17 protein-coding genes and 1 tRNA gene are annotated in these 15979 nt (G+C 40.7%); 4 read left to right on the top strand and 14 right to left on the bottom strand.

Annotated features, from left to right (window positions below):
• Window positions 1-88 precede the first annotated feature (88 nt).
• Complete coding sequence (locus MSC25_RS05290; protein WP_248442826.1) at window positions 89-1282, top strand: flagellar assembly protein FlgT; 1194 nt, start codon at window positions 89-91, stop codon at window positions 1280-1282.
• Here MSC25_RS05290 and MSC25_RS05285 read toward each other — a convergent pair.
• Window positions 1279-2169 (bottom strand): LysR substrate-binding domain-containing protein, encoded by an 891-nt coding sequence (locus MSC25_RS05285; protein ID WP_171036133.1) that lies wholly within the window; start codon window positions 2167-2169, stop codon window positions 1279-1281. The two genes, MSC25_RS05290 and MSC25_RS05285, sit on opposite strands and share 4 nt — an antisense overlap.
• Before the next feature lie 109 nt (window positions 2170-2278).
• On the opposite strand from MSC25_RS05285, the gene MSC25_RS05280 reads away from it, so the two are divergent.
• The 3 genes from MSC25_RS05280 (at window position 2279) to MSC25_RS05270 (ending at window position 5788) form a co-directional block, all read left to right on the top strand.
• Window positions 2279-3007 (top strand): glutathione peroxidase, encoded by a 729-nt coding sequence (locus tag MSC25_RS05280; protein WP_138579905.1) that lies wholly within the window; start codon window positions 2279-2281, stop codon window positions 3005-3007.
• An 82-nt stretch (window positions 3008-3089) separates the two neighbouring features.
• Complete coding sequence (locus MSC25_RS05275; RefSeq protein WP_248442825.1) at window positions 3090-4538, top strand: dihydrolipoyl dehydrogenase; 1449 nt, start codon at window positions 3090-3092, stop codon at window positions 4536-4538.
• 317 nt (window positions 4539-4855) lie between these two features.
• Window positions 4856-5788 (top strand): exopolyphosphatase, encoded by a 933-nt coding sequence (locus MSC25_RS05270; RefSeq protein ID WP_024033066.1) that lies wholly within the window; start codon window positions 4856-4858, stop codon window positions 5786-5788.
• Between the two features lie 297 nt (window positions 5789-6085).
• Here MSC25_RS05270 and MSC25_RS05265 read toward each other — a convergent pair whose 3' ends face one another.
• The 13 genes from MSC25_RS05265 to MSC25_RS05205 form a co-directional block, all read right to left on the bottom strand.
• Entirely contained in the window at window positions 6086-6793 is a 708-nt protein-coding gene (locus MSC25_RS05265; protein ID WP_248442824.1) for a hypothetical protein, read from the bottom strand.
• Window positions 6794-6903: 110 nt separating this feature from the next.
• Window positions 6904-7461 (bottom strand): YfbU family protein, encoded by a 558-nt coding sequence (locus MSC25_RS05260; protein WP_248442823.1) that lies wholly within the window; start codon window positions 7459-7461, stop codon window positions 6904-6906.
• Entirely contained in the window at window positions 7458-7970 is a 513-nt protein-coding gene (locus tag MSC25_RS05255; protein ID WP_248442822.1) for a hypothetical protein, read from the bottom strand. Before MSC25_RS05255 ends, MSC25_RS05260 begins: the two co-directional genes overlap by 4 nt.
• Window positions 7971-8396: 426 nt before the next feature.
• Window positions 8397-8471 (bottom strand) — tRNA-Arg (locus tag MSC25_RS05250).
• A 115-nt stretch (window positions 8472-8586) separates the two neighbouring features.
• Window positions 8587-9264: a FlgO family outer membrane protein gene (locus MSC25_RS05245; RefSeq protein ID WP_121637832.1), complete on the bottom strand. Its 678-nt coding sequence runs from the start codon at window positions 9262-9264 to the stop codon at window positions 8587-8589.
• A gap of 8 nt (window positions 9265-9272) precedes the next feature.
• Complete coding sequence (locus tag MSC25_RS05240; protein WP_054982691.1) at window positions 9273-9965, bottom strand: FlgO family outer membrane protein; 693 nt, start codon at window positions 9963-9965, stop codon at window positions 9273-9275.
• 13 nt (window positions 9966-9978) lie between these two features.
• The gene (locus MSC25_RS05235; RefSeq protein ID WP_004586247.1) at window positions 9979-10572 is read right to left on the bottom strand and encodes a FlgO family outer membrane protein; all 594 of its coding nucleotides are present in this window, start codon (window positions 10570-10572) and stop codon (window positions 9979-9981) included.
• Between the two features lie 159 nt (window positions 10573-10731).
• Window positions 10732-11298, bottom strand: a complete 567-nt coding sequence (locus MSC25_RS05230) for an SPOR domain-containing protein (protein WP_248442821.1) — start codon at window positions 11296-11298, stop codon at window positions 10732-10734.
• Between the two features lie 210 nt (window positions 11299-11508).
• Entirely contained in the window at window positions 11509-12207 is a 699-nt protein-coding gene (locus MSC25_RS05225) for an SPOR domain-containing protein (RefSeq protein WP_248442820.1), read from the bottom strand.
• A gap of 377 nt (window positions 12208-12584) precedes the next feature.
• Entirely contained in the window at window positions 12585-13463 is an 879-nt protein-coding gene (galU, locus tag MSC25_RS05220) for a UTP--glucose-1-phosphate uridylyltransferase GalU (RefSeq protein ID WP_004586244.1), read from the bottom strand.
• A gap of 19 nt (window positions 13464-13482) precedes the next feature.
• Window positions 13483-14334 (bottom strand): thymidylate synthase, encoded by an 852-nt coding sequence (locus MSC25_RS05215; RefSeq protein ID WP_004586243.1) that lies wholly within the window; start codon window positions 14332-14334, stop codon window positions 13483-13485.
• A 12-nt stretch (window positions 14335-14346) separates the two neighbouring features.
• Window positions 14347-15150 (bottom strand): prolipoprotein diacylglyceryl transferase, encoded by an 804-nt coding sequence (lgt, locus tag MSC25_RS05210; RefSeq protein WP_004586242.1) that lies wholly within the window; start codon window positions 15148-15150, stop codon window positions 14347-14349.
• Window positions 15151-15160: 10 nt separating this feature from the next.
• Window positions 15161-15970, bottom strand: a complete 810-nt coding sequence (locus MSC25_RS05205; protein ID WP_024033072.1) for a sulfite exporter TauE/SafE family protein — start codon at window positions 15968-15970, stop codon at window positions 15161-15163.
• Between the last annotated feature and the right edge of the window lie 9 nt (window positions 15971-15979).

Here is a 15979-nt window from a genome sequence, read left to right as displayed (position 1 = left end):
TTTAATGCCATTTATTATAAAGTCCTCATATTGGTGCAGTCCTTGCTTAGCTAAAGCGTAATTAACTAATTTTATGTGGAGTACCAGTATGAACACGTTTTTATCATCACTATTTGCAGGTGTTACTAGCGCTGCATTATTAACGTTTTCTGCCAGTACTTACGCACAATGGTTTGAATCTACCGGCCATGCACAAATCCAAAATGGCGACATAAGCAGTGCTAAATCGGCCGCGATTAAAGATGCAATTACACAAGCATTAGTGTTTTCTGGCGCCCGGGTTAGCTCGGTACAAACCTTGGTAGATGGCGTGCTAACGCAAGATCAGCTAAAAATTAGTAGCCACGGCGAAATACAAAAAATAGAGCTGGTGAGCGAGCAACGCCAAAATCAACAATTTGCCATTACGCTTAGGCTTGATGTATTTGCCCAAACAGAGCAATGCCCACAAAGTAGCTTTAATAAATTTGTTGCAGTAACCCAAAGCCAGCTTGTTCATCGTGAGCATGCCTTAATGGGTCAAATATTTGACGTAAATAAAGCCATTAGTAAAAAGTTATTTAGCGCTTTGCAAAGCACAAAAATGAGCGCCCTGCCCGTTGCTTACTACAATAAAGCAATTAATGTAGACAATTACTTTAATCAGCAGCACGACTACTCAAATGCACAACTAGAAGAGCTTTCAGCCAGAAGCAACGCGCAATATGTTTTATTAAGCCAAATAACCAATTTAGCGCCAAGCGATAAACTCAACAACGACTACGCCTTTTGGCAAGACGAAACCTACCAGCGCAGCTACGCTATTGAGTTTATGTTGTTTGATGGCACCACGTACGAACAATTATGGCAAAACAGCTATCATACCCAAGCTGTATGGCCATTTGAAAAAACAGCTATTGTTGATGTAAATAGTGATAGGTTTTGGCAATCACCTTTTGGGCAAAGCATTAGCGATATAAATCAAACGGTTAGTTACGATATACAAGCGGCTATGGCGTGTTTTCCTACTAAAGGAAAAATAATGCACATGGAAAACAATAAATTGGTGATAAACCTAGGCAAAGATCATGGTCTTAAAAAAGGCCAACTATTAAGCATTGCGCACCATAACTACTTAACCGATGCACAAGGCAATACTATGCCGCATACCATTACCACGCTTTACACCATTGTGGTTGAGCAACTTTATAAACAAAGCGCCATTGCTGTAAGCCTTAACGACAAGCCTTTGCCTGGGGTACAAATAAACGATGTGGTAGAGGTTGCAAGCCAAGAACGCTAAATAAGCGCCCGTTTTAAATTTGGGTGCTCTGCCAACCACTGGGCTAATTGCTCAACGCCCGCCAAACGCGGGTAGTGTTTTCTGCAAGCAAATACCACATTACGTTGCTGATTAGGAAAAATAGCTAAATAATCAATCCCTACACGCTGTGTACACGCAAGCTTGGGCACAAATGTCACCCCGTCATCTATCGCCACCAGCGCCAATAAAGTTTCTAAACTATTGCCCTGATATTGGTTTGATACATCCACTCCCGCAGCAAAACAAAACTTTTGGGCTTGATCTTTAAAGCAATGACCATCACTTAACATTAATAGGCTACAACTTTGTAAATCGCTTAGCGCTACTTTTTTACGCTTAGATAACGGGTTATCGGTTGAAACAGCAACCATAAAGTCTTCTTTGTACACGTTAACCGTATGGTAGTTTTTAAGCTCGGGAACATCGGCCAAAATTGCAAAGTCGAGCTCGCCGTTATCAAGCGCCTCTAGCATAGTCGCTGTTTGCATTTCTATAAACGAAAAGTGGCTCTCGCTAAACGCCGCTTTCATAGAGGTCAGTAAAGCGCTGAGTAAATACGGCGCAATAGTAGGAATAATACCAATTCTTAGCTTACCTTGTAGCGGCCCGTTTGAAGTAGCCGCCAGCTCTTTTAAGATTTCTGTTTGCTCTAAAATAACGTTTATTTGTGTCAACAAACGTTCACCTTGCGCTGTTAATGTAACTTGCTTAGTTGAGCGGTCAAATAAAACAACATTAAGCTCTTGCTCAAGCTTTTTTACTTGCCCACTTAGTGTAGGCTGGCTAACAAAACAGGCATCGGCCGCTTTGCGAAAATGCTTGTGGTGCGCTATTGCTTTTACATACTCTAAATCTTTTAAGTTCAAATTCATCTCCACCTGATAGGCTATACCTATTAGTTTAATACAAACAAACGATTGGAACTATATTTAAATTCTCGCCATAATGGCTCCAACAAATCAAGAGGAACAAACTATGTTAAAGAATATTGAAGGTCAAACAATCCCAAGCGTTACATTTGCAACACGTCAAAACGACGAATGGAAATCAGTAACCACAGACGAAATTTTTACAGGCAGAACCGTTGTTGTGTTTTCACTACCGGGCGCATTTACACCAACCTGTTCATCAACGCACTTACCACGCTACAACGAGTTAGCCGGTGTACTTAAGCAAAATGGCGTTGATGAAATTGTATGTGTATCAGTAAACGATACATTTGTAATGAACGCATGGGCAGAGCATCAAGAAGCGCAAAACATCACATTATTACCTGATGGCAACGGCGAATTTACTGACGGCATGGGCATGTTAGTAGATAAAAACGATTTAGGCTTTGGTAAGCGCAGCTGGAGATACTCTATGCTAGTTAAAGATGGCGTTATCGACAAAATGTTCATCGAACCAGATTTACCAGGCGACCCGTTTGAAGTTTCTGATGCAGACACAATGCTTGACTACATCAACCCAAAACAAACTAAGCCAGAGCCAGTAACCGTATTTACTAAGCCTGGTTGCCCTTTCTGTAAAAAAGCAAAAGAGCTACTAACAGAAAAAGGCTACGCATTTGAAGAAGTTGTTATGGGTGCAGGCGCTACATTAACAAGCCTTAAAGCAATTTCTGGCCGTGACACTGTTCCACAAATATTTATTGGTGGACAACACATTGGCGGCTCAGACGATTTAGAAAAATACTTTGCTTAATTAAGTAAAAAAATAGCAGGGGCGTACGCGCCCCTCTATATCAATCTCATCGCTCAGATTGAAAATAATAAAGGATACCACTATGAAAGAATTACAAACCGATGTTGTTGTTATAGGTGCAGGTACTGCAGGCTTAAGCGCATACCGTAACGCAAAACAATTCACCCCTAACGTTTTAATGATTGAATCAGGCCCGTACGGTACTACCTGTGCACGCGTTGGTTGTATGCCAAGTAAATTACTTATTGCCGCAGCCGAAGCCGCGCATTCAATTGAAATGGCACCTGCATTTGGTGTGCATAGCTCAAAGCCAAGAATAGACGGCAAAGCAGTTATGGCACGTGTTAAAAGCGAACGAGACCGCTTTGCAGGATTCGTAGTAGAAGCCGTAGACGACATTCCTGATGAAGATAAAATTCGTGGCTACGCTAAGTTTTTAGACGCCAACCGCGTACAAATCGACGATGACATCATTATAACTGCTAAGCGTTTTGTTATTGCCACGGGTTCGCGCCCATCATACCCTGGCGTGTTTAATAACTTTGGCGACAAACTTATTATAAACGACGATGTATTTAACTGGGACGACCTACCAGAGTCAGTGGCTGTATTTGGCCCAGGCGTAATAGGCCTAGAGATTGGCCAAGCACTTAGCCGCTTAGGCGTAAACGTAAAATTATTTGGTGTTGGCGGCGCAATTGGCCCACTTACCGACCCAGTAATTAAAGACTATGCAAACACTGTTTTTGCTGAAGATTTTTTTGTAGATACCGACTCAAACGTATCTGACATGATGCAAGTTGGCGATAAAGCCCAGCTTACTTACACCGATAAAGACGGTGCTAAACACACCGAGCAATTTGACTACGTACTTGCAGCCACAGGCCGAGTACCCAACGTAGACAAGCTAGGTTTAGAGAATACCGGCATAGAGCTTGATGAGCGCGGTGTGCCACACGCCGACCCGCACACAATGCAATGTGGTAATTCAAATATATTTATAGCGGGCGATGCCAGCAATATGATCCCCCTGCTACACGAAGCATCTGATCAAGGCACCATTGCCGGACAAAATGCTGGGCGCTTCCCCGATGTACGCATTGGCCTTCGCCGCGCTAAAATTGCCGCAGTGTTTAGTGACCCACAAATAGCAATGGTAGGCGACAGCTACAAACAAATTACAGACCGCCTAGGTGAATGTGGTTGCTTTGAAGTAGGCGAAGTGAGCTTTGAAAACCAAGGCCGCAGCCGAGTAATGCTTAAAAATAAAGGCCACATGCGCGTTTACGCAGAGCAAGGCACAGGCTTATTTTTAGGTGCAGAATTTATTGGTCCACAAGCCGAACACCTTGCTCATTTATTAGCATGGGCTGTGCAAAACAAAATGACCGTACCAGAAATGCTGGATATGCCATTTTACCACCCAGTAATTGAAGAAGGTTTACGCACTGCCCTTCGCGATTTAAACGCCAGACTTAAATTTGGCCCAGATATTATTAACAGCTGTATGGAATGCGGACCAGGCGCTTAACTTTTATACAGCAATAAAACAAATACATACTTGCTAACAAAAAGCCAAAACAGTCGTTTTGGCTTTTTTATGCGCTTTTTTAACGCTAATACCCATTGTATTAAATTATGAGGTATTTATAGCAACAGATAAACAGAGTAATAACATAGGCATAATTTCTATAGGCATATGTTCTACTTTAAAATTTATAACGCCGTTTACGCTTTATTTAGCACGTTAGAATGACTAAATTTTTAATTCGATTGCTATAACCTCTCAAAAATTATTTTAGCTGTTACACTTATTTGATTACTCAATCACAACAAGATGGAAAAGCTATGCCCAATAATAAATTTAGACTAGTCACCCGCAGCGATTTCGACGGCTTAGTATGTGCCGTACTGCTCAAAGACTTAGACCTAATTGATGACATTTTATTTGTACACCCAAAAGACATGCAAGATGGCAAAATAGACATAACTGCAAACGACATTACCACTAACCTACCCTACGTTGCTGGCTGTCACATTGCATTTGACCATCACTTAAGCGAAACCGTACGTAACGCAAGCGATATTAAAAACCACGTAATTGACCCTAAAGCCCCTTCTGCTGCACGCGTTGTTTATGATTATTATGGCGGCGCAGAAAAATTTCCAAACATCAGCACAGACATGATGGAAGCGGTAGATAAAGGCGATGCAGCACAGTTCTCAAAGGACGAAATACTCAACCCAACAGACTGGGTATTAATGAACTTTATCATGGATGCACGCACAGGCCTTGGCCGCTTCCGCGAGTTTAAAATTTCAAACTACCAATTAATGATGAAGCTAATCGATGCCTGTAAAGATCAAAGCATTGAAGACATTTTGAAAATGGAAGACGTAGCCGAACGTGTTGCGCTTTATAACGAGCATAACGAAAAGGCCAAAGAGCAAATAGCACAATGCGCAACCGTGCATAAAAACCTCGTGGTGCTAGATTTAACTCAAGAGGAAACTATTTACGCCACCAACCGCTTTGTTATTTACGCCATGTACCCAGACTGCAATATATCAATTCACAAAATGTGGGGCCTTAAAAAACAAAACGTAGTATTCGCCATAGGTAAATCAATAACCAACCGAAGCTCAAACACCAATGTGGGCGAGTTATGCCTTAAATACGGCGGTGGCGGCCACTTAAACGCCGGTACCTGCCAAGTAGAAACCAGCAAAGCCGAAGCGGTGCTTGGTGAGCTGATTGATACGATTACGAGTGATGGTTGAGCTGTAAGCTGTAAGCTGTAAGCTGTAAGCTGTAAGCTGTAAGCTGTAAGCTGTAAGCTGTAAGCTGTAAGCTGTAAGCTGTCAAAATTTTAAAGCGAGTAGATTTTTATTTACTCGCTTTTTTGTTTTTAGTTAAAAAATACTTAGGCATTAAAATTACTTTTTCGCTAACGTTTTAACTCAGTAGTTATTGGTATCTTAGGTTTTTTAAGGGCGGCTTTGAGCGAGAAGCAGACGGTCGAGTAAACTCGTTTTTGGACAATTTTGAGTTAGAGTATTTATTCTGTAACGCCGCATTCAGCGGTTTACCCGCTGCAATGCTTTGTTAAATTTAGGTTCAAAATAGATTTTCTCTAAAATTAGGTTAACTTGTTCTTCAGGTGAAGCTGGAAGATCTGCGCTATCAAGAAAATCGGAAAGATGTTTTAGTAGAGGTATAGATCTTTTATAAGGAAGCATTTTCTCGCTATCTGAACTACTCTCAATCTCCTGAATTCTTTTTATAATATAGGACTTGTCACCATCTAGACTAAAAGATCTAGTTCCCGCTACAATTTCAGCAAAACTTTCTAAATAATAATCAGACCATTTTTTATCATCTTCAATACCCTTCAAAATAGTAGGTGCCTTAATTTCTAAGTGACTAAATAAGATAGGGTGAAAACAGTGTCCTAGTTCATGATTTAGAGTAAGTTGAGACATGTTCTCTCGATGAACAATTACACATTGTTTTTTATTGCTATTAGCAACATGAAATACATTTGCCGTAGCTTTCGTCGAATCGCTGCTACTTACTATTTTAGAAATTCCTTCAATGGCATCCTCAGTTGAGGAGTAACTGTGGCCCAATGCATAGGAATATGAGTTTTTAGGGGTATAGTTATTATCATGTAATTCTACAATTTCATACTCTGAAAAGCCTCCGAGAAACTCTTCAGGTCTATCGCTGCAACCATAAAGGCAAATAACGAGGCCTAGCAGGGAAAATGTTTTACGAATGCTCAATTTATTCTCCAAAAATTTAACGCCCGTTTAACTGGCGGAAAATGCTTGGCTAAGATTAGGAACAAAGTGACGCAAGCCAAGCTTTTTTACGTCCTTTGTTGAAGCGTTTGTTAGGATTCTCTTCGACTTGGGTGAACTTTTTCTTTCAAAATAGAAGTCAATTGCGCAAGGTTTAACGGCTCATAAGACAAAGTTTTTCTTATTGGTTCAAATGCTCTTAACATTCTTTTATGACCGTCAATTGAAGGGCAATGACTATTGAAGCTCCGACCACTAAACTCTTGAAATCTTTCCAATTCGTTAACTAGAAACATTGCTGTTCCCATATACTCAGTTTCGTTATTACCATCAAAACCAATGAATTTTGGGGCTTTACCAAAATAAGGAACATCAGATTCTAGTTTGGCTTTTTCTTCTTCGTTCAGCTTGCTATAGGCGTGTTCTATAAAGCTCCACATATCTAAAATATCAACAACCTCTTTAACAATTTCAGGATCGTCAGACTCTTCAAATGGAATACCGCTGTATTTCCATTTTACGCCCCATAGTTGATCACTGAAAATAGCTGATTTAATAAAATCTGGTTCTATTTCACCTTTAACATCTAGTTTTTCATAAAGCTCGCTAAGCATTAAAACAATTAATTTTTCGCCGTCTGATAGTTTCATAGTTTTTCCTTTACTTTTTCCTTAAGCCCGTTCTTTTTTTCATCGGAAAGCTGTTTAACAAAGGGCATAAAGTTTTGAATTTTGTAGTAGATACTTTTGCCATAACTTTTTTTGTCTTCAAAATTAATTGCTTCAGACAATGATTCAATGTCATCTTTTAAATCATTACAAAGTTCTTTTGCTTTGTTCTCAAAAAAATCAGTGAAATGACCGCTTTGTTCAAAAATGAAACTAGCATACACCTCAACTTCTTTTGCAATATCAGCGCAGTTAACTCCCTTGAGAAGTTTGGCATTACATGAAGGACCGACTTTTGATACAACAGATAAAACACGCTTTGTTTCGGAGTGAACTTGTGATACTTCAACCATTTTTCTACGGCTTATAAGTTCGTCACGAAGCTTTTCTGCTTTACTGGCTGCGTTTACCGATTTCTTAGCTTCGACAAATGCCCATATAGCACCACCTATTGAAGCGATAGATCCGATTATTGAAATGACACTTTCCATGCTCAAAATTTGACACCTTTCTCCTTGAAGCCTAACGGCGTATTACCGAGAATTCCCGTTAACACTCAATGTGTCAATTTCCAGAATTATCAAAATACGATTTTTATTAATCAAATAATTAATAACTTACACAGAACCTAAAGAAATTACAATTGTTTAGACTTTCCTATAACCGATTATTTATTCATTAACACTTTGAATACCAGCTTCGCTCAAAGCAGCCATTAGAGGATTTACCCTAACTCGTTTTGGGGCAGAAACGAGTTTCGTGTGAAGGTCCGCTCATGGCACTCCTCAGCCACTCGTCAGCAATAAAATATTGATAATAATTGGTAAGGTATTTTACTGTGTCGGATGGCGCTTCGCTTATCCGACCTACGCAGGCACAAAAGAGTTATTAATATTGCATTAGGTTTTTGATTTGATTGGTAGCCCCTGCAGGAATCGAACCTGCAACTGCCCCTTAGGAGGGGGCCGTTATATCCATTTAACTAAGAGGCCGCATCGAGCTTACAGCTTACAGCTTACAGCTTACAGCTTACAGCTTACAGCTTACAGCTTACAGCTTACAAAAATTATAACGGCATCTTGTTTTTCATATCAAGCTAAAATTAACTTAATTGCTTGATAAATATATATCTTCTTTGTTTAACACGTACAGCGGTATGAGTTTTCGGCTGCTTGCTACAATATGTTTGCTGTGAACATTTATAACGCGGGTATTTACTGCTACGCCATTTGGGCGGTAAATTAACGTACCTGCTAATACATAGTTAGCCATGCTGCTTTCGCTTAGCTTTTCTATATCGCGAGATAACACGAAGTCGCCTCTATTTGATACATCAATGTTGTCCATGGTTTTAAAATCTACCACGCCGTAGCCAAATTTTTGCAGCTGATGAATAAACGTCTCTGCTAATTGATTACCCAACTGATTACTTTTATTAAGCGATGCGTCTAAATCTACAATGGTGGTAACCGCTATGTTGATGCTGTTGTTATCAGGCGCTTCGGCTTCAAGCGTATCCACTAAATCCAGCGCCATTTGCTCTACATAGTTTGCCAGCGTTTTGTGGTGTTTAAGCGGTGTAAACTGCCTTGCTGTGTCGTACTCACTTTGCTGCTGCACAGATTGGTTGGCATACATAGGCTTTGGTTGGCTACTTTGCGTTACCACGGTGTAGTCTGAGCGTGTGTTTATGCTTTCGTTATGCTCATTATTTTGCGTTATTGAACAGCCAGTTAATGCTAACGTTGCCGTTAGCCCCGCTATAGCAGATAGTTTGTAAAACATGGTCAACCTCACTCGCTGGCTTGTTTAAGCATAATTCCGTCGGTGCGATAGCTACTGTTTAGCGCATCAACCACTGATTGAGGGATAAACCCTTGCGCACTGCCCACTACCGCTTTACTTTTAATGCCCACTATTCGTGCATTTACCAGTACGCCACCTTGGTGGCTCACAAGTGTTCCTGCTAATACGTAATTAAAGTTTTGATCTTGGTTTAGCTCTAGGTAGTCGCGGCTAAATACAAAGTCGCCTGCGGGGGTTACTCGCATATAATCGGTGGTTTTAAAATCGATAACCGGTACTCCAAAACTATGCAGCTCGTGCATAAAGCTTTCGGCTATTTGGTTACCTAACAGGCTTCCATCGCTGTAGTCATCATCTAAAAATACAAAGCTAGAAACGGCAAGTGGCGTTTTGTCGTTTACGTATTGCAGGTTTTCGACCATGTCTTGCATTATACCGCGCACATAATGGTTTATATTTTTGCGTTTTGCAGGGGCACTTTTGGTGTAGTTACTTTGCTTGTTTAAATTAGACTGAAATAACGCTTCATTTGGTGCAGGTGCTTTTACCGCACGTTGCTCTGAAACAAGCTGGGCTGCATTATCTTGCTCAACTTTCTCCGGCTCTGAATGTAGCGAATTTAACATTTGCGAACAGCCAAAGCCTAATGGCAAACATAGGGTAATTAATAGGTTTCTCATGGTGTGCTCCTGATTAATATTCGCTGCGGTACAAAGAGCCGTCACGCTGCTGAATTTTTTCGTTTCCCCACATTACATTTATAGGGATCTCTGTGCTGCCTGCCGACAGTACTTGCTTGTTTTCAATATTAACGAGTCGTGCATTAACTATGTAAGCATGCTGTTGGCGCGTTACAGTGCCGGTGATGACTAAGTCAATATTTTGGCGATTGCGTAATTTACTTAAGTCGCGGCTTAATATGCTGTCTGCGTTTTGCGCTAATATAAGGTTATTGCCAAGGCGGTACTCAACGGTATGATAGCCAAGCTGGGTAAATTGCGTTAATAAGCTTTCTTGAATTTGTAAGCTCAAACCCGAGGCCTGCCCTGCTACTAGCTTAGTATCTAAAGCATCGGCATAAAAAAAGCTACTCACACCAATGCGCGCATTGGCATTTAAAGCGCCATTTACATGGTTAAGCTGCGAGGTTAGATTTGCTACATACTCGTTAACGGTATAGGGTGCCATTGCTGCTTTTGGCGCGTCAGTAGGCACACTCGGCTCTGGGGGCGGAACCAAGTTGCAAGCAGTTAAATTTAACAATACTAAAGGCAATAAAAGGCGCATAGTTGCCGTCCTCTTTAAAACATACCGAGGATAAAGCAATTATTATGCCTAATTAACCTAAACTCTGGATAATAAACCTATCTCTAGCCAGAGATAATAAATTTAAGTATCAAGATAGTTCAATATGCTAGTAAGGCTCTTAACCAGAGTTCAGGTTAATTAACTTTGAGGCGTTTTGACGTAGTAGGTTACAAAGCAAGTATTATTGTTTATTAATGACTTACATGCATCGTTTGCTGCTTCTTTTGTTTTAAACGCACCAAGCTTTAATCTATAAAAGGTGTGCTGGTCAATCTGTACTTGCTCGGTATTTACTTCAAGCTTATTTGAGGCCGATTGAAATTGCTTTATAGCCGCTTCAAGTACCGCTTTATTTTTATATGCCCCCACTTGCACAGCAAACAGCGCATTTGTATTCACAACAGCTAAGTGGTTAGTTGGCTGCGCGTTAAGTTGTTTTAATTTATCTACTGTGCGCTGTAATTCACTTTCTAGCTTTAACAGTCTTTCTAGTTGAGGCTTGGTTTGTTGCCACTGCTGCGCTGACTCTTTGAGTACGGCTAAATCATCTTTTTTAATGAGCACCGCCTGCTTTTGGGCCGTTGCTAGTGCGTGAGCACTGTTTGCTAATGCAAAGCCTAAAAGTAATGTGGCTAAAAAATCCTTGTAGTGCAGCATAAGTATGTTGTTAATTTGGGTAAGAGTGGGCGCTATTTTAACAGCCAATCAACGCTTAGCAAGTCACGTGTGCTAGGGACTATTGCGCTTTTATACCAATTAGCTTAATTAAGTAATCTATTTTGAGGATAGTAAAACGTATTGATAGCTAGGCAAAAAATTGCTATTTAGTTGCTCTAAATGAGAATTTTTTAACGCAGAACGCAACACGATTAGCCCCGTAAAATGATTATTTATTATTGCGGGTTGGTATCACTATTAAAGTTTAATTGGCTTATCGGTGTAGTTACTTACAATGCAGTCGAGCTTATACATTTTAAATACTTCACAGTCGGCTTTGGCATTTTTAAGGTTTTTATAAGAGCCAAGCTTTAAGCGATAAAAGGTTTTATCATTTATTTTTGCAGTTTCTACGTTAGTTAATATTTTATCTCTAAATAGTGGCGCTGCTTTGGTATTTAGCTCTTGCCAGGCTTTGGCTACATCCTGCTTAGAATCAACCGAGGCAACTTGTAATGCAAATACATGTTTAGGGGTATTAAGCTTTATAGTTTGCTTTTGGTTATTGTTAGCAGCTTTGTAAGTTTGCTGACGACGTGGCTTATTACTGGTTGTACGCGAAGGCGTGCGAGTGTAACGGCTGCTGTAGGCAGGGCTTGCATTAGATTGTGCAATAGCTTTAGAGTTTATTATATCTATGTGATTAACCAGGTAAGTAATTTCTTTTTCAAGCTTTAAAATACGCTCTATACCGGCGCGTGCTTGCTGCCATTGCATTGCGGCATCTTTTAATTGCGCAAGCTCTAGTGCAGTTATCGATACGTAATCGGGCGTGGTGTTAGGTATTTCATTATCAACAGCAGGTTTAGCGATAGGCGTAATAGAGCACGCCGTGCCAAACGTAAGCGTAAAAAGGCATACAAAAAAGTGTTTATAGTATTTTTTTAATTTAAGCATGTACCCGTTATCCTGAAAGCAGTGCCTGTGCACTTACATTTCAGTTAAACGTTCTCACAAGAAAGCGTTTAACTTATCTATTAAACAATGAGCAAATTTGCTCCTATACGTTAATTTACCTGCAAAGATAAAATTAACACGACCCTCCATGGGTGTGGCTTTTAATACAACTTTAATGCCAATTAACATAAACCTTTCAATATAAATTACGTTGTGTTTAAAAATAACGCAAGTCAAATTCAGAACATAATTAAGCGTAGCCCATCTTTATTACTCGCGTCGTTAAAATTGAGTAAAGCTATACTCATAGTGGCATTAATAATTTAGCAATAAAAAAGGCGCCTAAACAGGCGCCTTGGTGGGTAATTTAATAAAACCTAAATTAACGATTTAATAAATGTTTTTAAATCATCTGCAAACTCGTCGCGGCGCAGAGCAAACTCTATTGTTGCTTTTAAGTAGCCTATTTTACTACCGCAATCGTGGCTGCGCCCTTTCATAGCGTACGCGTCTACTTTTTCTTGCTGCATTAGCATGGCAATTGCATCTGTAAGTTGAATTTCGTTGCCAGCCCCTTGCGGCGTTTTAGCAAGCAGTGGCCAAATGTTTTCGCTTAATACATAACGCCCTACTACCGATAGGTTTGAAGGTGCTTCATCTACTGGCGGCTTTTCTACCATGTTAATAATTGGCGAGCTTTCACCTTGGTGAAGCTCTACGTCACCTAAATCAACAACACCAAATTTGTCTACTTCGTCCATTGGTACTGGCTCAACCATAATTTGGCTGTGCTTAGTTTCTTCAAAACGGGCGATCATCTCTGCTAGGTTGTCTTTTTTAAGGTCGCTCTCTACGTCATCAACAATTACATCTGGCAAAATAACCACAAAGGGTTCGTTGCCAATAATTGGCGCTGCACAGTTAATTGCGTGGCCTAAGCCTTTGGCTTCGCCTTGGCGTACGTGAATAATGGTCACATCTTTAGGGCAAATTGCCTGTACTTCGGCAAGTAATTGCCGCTTTACGCGTTTTTCAAGCGTGGCTTCTAGTTCAAAGCTGGTATCAAAATGGTTTTCGATAGAGTTTTTACTTGAGTGCGTTACAAGTACAATCTCTTTAACGCCTGCTGCTACCGCTTCATTTACTACATATTGAATAAGCGGGCGGTCTACCACAGGGAGCATCTCTTTAGGGATAGCTTTTGTGGCAGGTAACATACGCGTTCCAAGGCCTGCTACGGGGATCACTGCTTTCATCTTGTTCTCCTTAATCTTATTATACTGAAAACGGATATTGGATTGGTTCGTGGCATTGATAGCCTACTACTTCAAAATCGTCTCGTGTTACCCATGTTTCTATATCTTCTAGTGATTTTATGTTTGGGTTAATATTTAATTGCGGTGAGTCAAATGGCTCACGTGTTAACTGTACATCGCGCATTAACGGTAACTGGTTTTCGTAAATATGCGCATTAGCAATTTTATGATACGCCTTACCTGCTTTATGGCCGGTAATTTGCGCTACCAATGCCAGTAATACAAAACACTGAATTTGATTAAAATTAAGCCCTAAAGGCACATCGCAACTGCGCTGATACGATGTTAAATACAGCGTGTCGCCAAGCAGCGAAAACGTATGCGTGTGCATACATGGGCGCAAACAACCAAGCTCAAACTCACCAGGATTATAAAAGGTAATTATTTCACCTCTGTCATCAATCCCGTTTTTTAAGTTATTTATTACTTTAGCAAGCTGATCGAGCGTTGAGCCATCTGGGCGCTGCCAATTACGCCCTTGCACGCCATAAACGCGGCCCATGTCGTCCTCGCCTTTGCGGTTAGGGTTATTTAGCCATGCGTTATTATCGTTTGCGTTTGCATCCCAAGTTTTACAGCCTATATCGCGAAATTGCGCTGCGCTATCGTACCCTCGTAAATAACCTAAAAGCTCTGCTATAGCGGCTTTGTAGTAACTTTTACGAGTGGTGATCATAGGAAATTTATTATTACCTACATCGTATTCTAAGTCGGCATTAATAACGGTTAAGCAGCGCGTGCCTGTGCGTTTGTTTTCTACCCATACACCTTCGTCAACGATGCGCTGACATAATTTTAAATATTGTTTCATGATCTGTTCTTACTATGCCTTTGCTGCGGTTACAGGTTGCGGTTTTTTGTACGCCCAAATTAATAGCCCTAGGCCACCAATTATCATAGGTAACGAGAGTATTTGACCCATTGAGATAAAATCGGCAAATAGGCCAAGCTGCGCATCTGGTTGGCGGAAGTATTCAATACAAAATCTAAATACGCCGTATCCTAATAAAAACACACCGGCTACACTGCCTGCAGGGCGAGGCTTTTTAATAAACCATAATAAAATTAAAAACAGGACTAGCCCTTCAAAAAAGGCTTCGTATAACTGCGATGGGTGACGCGCAAGCGGCCCACCCGTTGGAAATACCATTGCCCATGGCACATCGCTTACACGGCCCCATAACTCGCCATTTATAAAGTTACCAATACGCCCTGCTAATAAGCCCACCGGAACCAGCGGCACCACAAAATCTCCCACTGCGAATAGTGATTTTTTGCGGGTTTTGGCAAATAGTATAATAGCGGTAATAACCCCTAGTGTTCCGCCGTGGAACGACATACCGCCTTGGTCAATTCTAAATAAATATAATGGATTTTCTAAAAAGTAGCTAAACTGATAAAACAATACATAGCCAATTCTGCCGCCTAAAATAACCCCTAGCATGCCGTAAAAAAGCAAGTCGCTAACTTGCTCTTTAGTCCAGCCAGAGTTTGGTTTTTCGGCTTGACGATTAGCAAACCACATCGCAAATGCAAAACCAATTAAATACATTAAACCGTACCAACGTACGCTTAGCGGTCCAACAGAAAAAATTATTGGATCGATTTGAGGAAACTCAAGTGCCATAAATAAACCTTTAGCTAAAAACCATTTTAAGTGCGATGAGCACAAGCAACACCGCGAAAATTTTCTTTATTATATTAACAGGTAAATAATGAGTTGCTTTAGCCCCTAAGGGCGCCACAAACCACGATGTTATTACAATACCAAATAATGCAGGTAAGTATACAAACCCTGCGAACCCATGGGCTAAATCGGTTACCTGCCAGCCTGCGCTTATATAACCAATAGAGCCAAATAGCGCGATAACAATACCGCTCGCTGATGCACAGCCTATCGCTTTTTTCATATCAACTGAAAAGTAATTAAGCATAGGGGCAATAAGTGCGCCGCCACCAATACCTATTAAACCAGAAAGCGCGCCCATAAGGGCTGAAATGCTCCCTAAAATAATCCCTTTTGGTAGCGGTTTTTCTTTAAGCGATTTACTACGTGATGCCCACACCATTCTGCCTGCAATAAATACAACACTTATTGCAAACACGCTGCGTAATGCTTGTTCGGGTATTAAACTTGCGGCAAAGCCACTTATTAACGCGCCTAAGCCTACACCCGACATAACCCATGGTGCAATTTGCCACGGCACATTATCATTTTTATGATGAGCCAAGACTGAAGAAGTAGAAGTGAATAAAATAGAGGCAAGCGATGTTGCAATAGAAATAACTAATACGTGATCAGGTGAAGTAACGTCAAACATCAGTAATAAGCTACTTAAAACAGGCACAATAATTAAACCGCCGCCTATCCCTAATAGCCCAGCTAAAAAGCCAACTACACAGCCAAGTAGCGCACAACTGGCCACGAGTAAAGCTAAGTCATACATAGTGTTCTC

Source organism: Pseudoalteromonas sp. 1CM17D (assembly GCF_023161805.1).
In the GTDB taxonomy this organism is placed as follows: Bacteria; Pseudomonadota; Gammaproteobacteria; order Enterobacterales; family Alteromonadaceae; genus Pseudoalteromonas; species Pseudoalteromonas atlantica.
The sequence above is the reverse complement of the archived record's forward strand: the minus strand, read 5'-3'. Positions and strand labels throughout refer to the sequence as shown.

Bases quoted from the DNA above. Each gene is read 5' to 3' on its own strand.
- MSC25_RS05280 (WP_138579905.1), top strand. From the start codon at position 2,279: ATGTTAAAGAATATTGAAGGTCAAACAATCCCAAGCGTTACATTTGCA.
- MSC25_RS05290 (WP_248442826.1), top strand. From the start codon at position 89: ATGAACACGTTTTTATCATCACTATTTGCAGGTGTTACTAGCGCTGCA.
- MSC25_RS05255 (WP_248442822.1), bottom strand. From the start codon at position 7,970: ATGGAAAGTGTCATTTCAATAATCGGATCTATCGCTTCAATAGGTGGT.
- MSC25_RS05260 (WP_248442823.1), bottom strand. From the start codon at position 7,461: ATGAAACTATCAGACGGCGAAAAATTAATTGTTTTAATGCTTAGCGAG.
- MSC25_RS05240 (WP_054982691.1), bottom strand. From the start codon at position 9,965: ATGAGAAACCTATTAATTACCCTATGTTTGCCATTAGGCTTTGGCTGT.
- MSC25_RS05215 (WP_004586243.1), bottom strand. From the start codon at position 14,334: ATGAAACAATATTTAAAATTATGTCAGCGCATCGTTGACGAAGGTGTA.
- MSC25_RS05205 (WP_024033072.1), bottom strand. From the start codon at position 15,970: ATGTATGACTTAGCTTTACTCGTGGCCAGTTGTGCGCTACTTGGCTGT.
- MSC25_RS05245 (WP_121637832.1), bottom strand. From the start codon at position 9,264: ATGTTTTACAAACTATCTGCTATAGCGGGGCTAACGGCAACGTTAGCA.
- MSC25_RS05270 (WP_024033066.1), top strand. From the start codon at position 4,856: ATGCCCAATAATAAATTTAGACTAGTCACCCGCAGCGATTTCGACGGC.
- lgt (WP_004586242.1), bottom strand. From the start codon at position 15,150: ATGGCACTTGAGTTTCCTCAAATCGATCCAATAATTTTTTCTGTTGGA.
- MSC25_RS05275 (WP_248442825.1), top strand. From the start codon at position 3,090: ATGAAAGAATTACAAACCGATGTTGTTGTTATAGGTGCAGGTACTGCA.
- MSC25_RS05235 (WP_004586247.1), bottom strand. From the start codon at position 10,572: ATGCGCCTTTTATTGCCTTTAGTATTGTTAAATTTAACTGCTTGCAAC.
- galU (WP_004586244.1), bottom strand. From the start codon at position 13,463: ATGAAAGCAGTGATCCCCGTAGCAGGCCTTGGAACGCGTATGTTACCT.
- MSC25_RS05225 (WP_248442820.1), bottom strand. From the start codon at position 12,207: ATGCTTAAATTAAAAAAATACTATAAACACTTTTTTGTATGCCTTTTT.